General features: G+C 55.8%; 3 protein-coding genes. 1 reads left to right on the top strand and 2 read right to left on the bottom strand.

The window, feature by feature from the left end; translation table 11 throughout:
- The coding region (locus tag Q7T06_RS00315; protein ID WP_304778188.1) for a TolC family protein at positions 1-951 on the top strand (951 nt) is incomplete at its 5' end.
- A 179-nt stretch (positions 952-1,130) separates the two neighbouring features.
- Here the strand turns inward: Q7T06_RS00315 and gap are convergent.
- Together gap and Q7T06_RS00305 are read right to left on the bottom strand one after the other, a co-directional pair.
- On the bottom strand, positions 1,131-2,141 hold the full coding sequence (gene gap, locus Q7T06_RS00310) for a type I glyceraldehyde-3-phosphate dehydrogenase (RefSeq protein ID WP_304778185.1): 1,011 nt from the start codon (positions 2,139-2,141) through the stop codon (positions 1,131-1,133).
- Between the two features lie 35 nt (positions 2,142-2,176).
- Positions 2,177-2,719 carry a GNAT family N-acetyltransferase gene (locus tag Q7T06_RS00305; protein WP_304778182.1) on the bottom strand — a complete coding sequence of 181 codons (543 nt, stop codon included), beginning with the start codon at positions 2,717-2,719 and terminating at the stop codon, positions 2,177-2,179.
- Positions 2,720-2,784 lie beyond the last annotated feature (65 nt).

Genomic DNA, 2,784 nt, shown 5'->3' with positions numbered 1-2,784 from the left:
CGGCTTCCCGGCAAAGCTGCGGCCGATCGCAATCTGGGTACGGCAACGGTGGAAGAGTCGCAGGCACGCTATGGAGAGGCGCTGCATGAAGCCGCACGTGACTTGATGACGATGTGGCTGGACTGGCTGGCGGCAGAACGTGCGCGCGAGCTGGCTGAAAAAAATCTGCTCTCGATGCAGGCCAGCCTGGCCGCTGTAGAAAAGCGCATCCGTGCTGGCGATGCTTCGAAACTGGATGTGAGCATTGCCCGCGCTGAACTGTCGGAGCAAAAACGTTTGAACAATGACGTGAAAACGCAGGCCACCACCACCTGGTTGCGCCTGTCCACACGTTTTCCTGGAATCAAGCGTCAGCTCCTGCCTTTGCCCACGCCATTGCAGATAGCAGACCATGCCGCATCCATCCGTGAACGCATCCTTGCCGAAAGTGACGTATTGAAAGCTGCACAGGCGCAAATGCGGATGGCCCAGGCACACGCAGAACGGGCGCGTGCAGAAAATACGCCCGATCCAACGCTGGGAGTATTCACCGCTTCCGAGGCTGGCGGGCGGGAGCGCATTTCCGGCCTCATGATCAGCATCCCTATCCCCGGCGGCGCGCGCAATTTGCGCAGCGCAAAGGCAGCGGCTGCATTAGGCGTTTCATATCAGGAAATAGAGATGAAGAAGCGCCTGCTGGAAACCGAAGTTGCAAGTGCGATCGCCACCGCTGACGGGGCCTACGAAAGCCTGCAAATCGCCAATGAAGGCGCCAGCGCGATGCAGGAAAATGCCGCCTTGATGCAGCGTGCTTACACGCTAGGTGAAGCGGAGCTGCAAGCGATGTTGCTGTCAAACCGGCAGGCAACGGCAGCGCGCAACAATACACTGCAGGCGCAGCTTGTGGCGCTGAAAGCTTATTTCGGGCTGCTTATCGATGCGCATCTGGTTTGGGATTTGGCACATGACTGAGGGAATAACTGCAGCGATAACTGAGGTGAAGACCGATTAATCGCTGCGAGTCAAAAAGCATAGGCAGGTTCTCATCCATTCTTCGAGAAGCTGGATCCTGCAGATGGCTCAGCAGTTGCATGCAAAGCCCCAATAAAAAACGCCCCGAATCCGGGGCGTTTTTTTAAGTACTGAACCAATTACTTGGCAGTCATCAAGGCCACGGTCGTGTCCAGCATGCGGTTCGAGAAACCCCACTCATTGTCATACCATGACGACACCTTGACCAAACGGCCCGATACCTTGGTCAGGGTTGAATCGAAATTGCTCGATGCAGGATTGTGGTTGAAGTCGACAGAAACCAGAGGCTCGGTTTGATAGGTCAGGATGCCTTTCAACGCGCCTTCCGAAGCTTCCTTCATGATCGCATTGATTTCTTCCACCGTCGTGTCGCGCGCAGCGATGAAGGACAGGTCGACCAGCGATACATTGATGGTTGGAACGCGGATCGCGTAGCCGTCCAGTTTGCCGTTCAACTCCGGCAAGACCAGGCCCACTGCCACTGCAGCGCCGGTTTTGGTCGGGATCATCGATTGCGTGGCTGAACGTGCGCGGCGCAGATCTTCATGCATCACGTCGGTCAGCACCTGGTCGTTGGTGTACGAGTGCACGGTCGTCATCAAGCCGTTGACCAGACCTATCTTGTCGTTCAATGGCTTGACCAGCGGCGCCAGGCAGTTGGTGGTGCATGATGCGTTCGAGATGACGGTATCGCTGGATTTCAGCACGCCGTGATTGACGCCATAGACCACGGTTGCATCGACATCCTTGCCGCCCGGTGCGGAGATGATGACTTTTTTCGCGCCACCTTTCAGGTGTGCAGATGCTTTTTCCTTGGTGGTGAAGAAGCCGGTGCACTCGAGCACGACGTCGATGTTCAATTCACCCCAGCCGATTTGTGCCGGATCACGTTGCGCGAATACGCGTATCTTGTCGCCGTTGACGATCATGTAATCGCCATCTACTTCTACGGTACCCGGAAATTTGCCATGTGCAGTGTCGTAACGGGTCAAATGCGCATTCGACTTGGCATCGCCCAGATCGTTGATCGCAACGATTTGAATGTCATTCTTTTTGCCGCCTTCGTAATGCGCGCGAAGGATGTTGCGGCCGATGCGGCCGTAGCCGTTAATTGCGACACGTATGGTCATCTTTTTCTCCAGAAAAAATCAAAGCAACTATAAAATTACTCAGCACATGCCTGCCGCAATGCGGTCAGGTCACGCCAGCCGTAACCGGTTTCCATCAAATCCAGCCCGTCCCATGTGAACGGTTGTTCTATCAAAAGTTCAGCGCCCATTTGTTCGTAGAACTGGCGCGCAGCCTGATTGCCGGCAATGACCCACACCAGCAAACCGGTGGCGCCCTGCAATTGCAATGCGCTCGCAATCATGGCAAGCAAACGACGGCCAACCCCACCGCGTTGCGCAATCGGCTTCAGATAGATCGCCGTCAGTTCTGCATTCAAATCGAATTTCTCGGGCATCAACAACATGCCGGCGGCAAAGCCCACCAGTTCAGTGCCCGCTTCCGCAACGAAGACAGCGATCGTCGGCAAATCGGCATTCAGCACCTGCAACCACATCTCGGCACTTTCTTCAGCACGCATGCCATCCAGATAGGCATCCGGCATCACGCCGCGATAAGTGGTGCGCCAGCTATCGACGCGCAAGGCGGCGATAGCTGCGGCATCATTTGCCGTCGCGCGGCCGAAAGTGATTTCGGTCACGCCAGTGTTTTCTTTACAGCGGCAACGACATTTTCGACAGTGAAGCCGAAGTGCTTGAACAGCAC

It is taken from the genome of Herminiimonas sp. (genome assembly GCF_030645555.1).
Classification (GTDB): domain Bacteria; phylum Pseudomonadota; class Gammaproteobacteria; order Burkholderiales; family Burkholderiaceae_D; genus Oxalicibacterium.
This window is presented reverse-complemented; position numbering and strand designations above follow the sequence as displayed.

Excerpts from the sequence above, each read along its gene's own strand:
- gap (WP_304778185.1), bottom strand. The coding sequence starts at position 2,141 with ATGACCATACGTGTCGCAATTAACGGCTACGGCCGCATCGGCCGCAAC.